An 877-nucleotide genomic window follows, 5' to 3' on the forward strand; every position below is an offset into this window, starting at 1 on the left:
GCTCCGGACACAGAGGCCTGACCGTTTGCCGCCGGTGAAAACGGCCGGGAGTTCGTGTCCCTGCCGCTTGCGGGATGTCCGCGTCGCTTGGTGGAAATTCCTGTGTCCGAGAGCCTGGTCAGGCATGCATGAGACCTCATTTTCTGGGAGTGAGAGAACCGAAGGCGGGGGCCGTGCGGGCATAGCCCGGCAGGGGTTGGCGGCCGTGCCAGGCGACGATTTCAGCCCGGCGCCAGCGCAAGGCGCGCGCATCTTTCCGGCCGTTCGAGAGATCGATGGCGTCCGGGAAGGACGGCATGCCATTCGGTAGCAGGCCCTTCGACCAGCGGTAGACGATAGAGGGGTCAACCCCGAGGGCGGCCGCAGCGGATTTGGCGGTCATCAGCGGTTCCGTCAGATGCTTCTGATGGCAGGGCTTCTGGTCAGCGGAAAGCCCGAGCGCGCCCCAGACCACGACCCAGCGCGTCGTGCCCCCGACCAGCCGTATCCCGAGCGCGGACAGGACACGGGACAGAGGGCGGTAGTCACCCGTGCGGACCGGTTTCAGTCCGAAGAACCTGACGAGATCATCACGGGTGAGGGGCTTTTCGATCATGGTCGCAAGGAACTAGGCCCGGCGATCTCGCCCCCCAAAAAAGCCGTGAGCGCATAACACCACCGGACCTCCATCGTGCCGGCACGGGGGGAATTCCCGCCTCATGCCGCCACGAAGCTTCGGCATTCCGAATTCGCACCGCTCTCTCGGGTCAGCACGAGACTTGGCGCGTGGCTCCCGGTGCTTCATCGGGGGCAAATGCTCCGGGCCCTGGACCCAGCGCAGATGATGTCCCGGGAAGTGGTGTAGCTCCTCATGGGCCTCGCGCTCACTGGCGGGCCG

At 65.8% G+C, this 877-nt stretch carries 1 protein-coding gene; it reads right to left on the minus strand.

From position 1 onward, the window contains the following. Window positions 1-136 precede the first annotated feature (136 nt). The gene (locus IE266_RS26695; protein ID WP_189683178.1) at window positions 137-595 is read right to left on the minus strand and encodes a helix-turn-helix transcriptional regulator; all 459 of its coding nucleotides are present in this window, start codon (window positions 593-595) and stop codon (window positions 137-139) included. Between the last annotated feature and the right edge of the window lie 282 nt (window positions 596-877).

It is taken from the genome of Seohaeicola zhoushanensis (assembly GCF_014656415.1).
GTDB classification, from domain to species: domain Bacteria; phylum Pseudomonadota; class Alphaproteobacteria; order Rhodobacterales; family Rhodobacteraceae; genus Seohaeicola_A; species Seohaeicola_A zhoushanensis.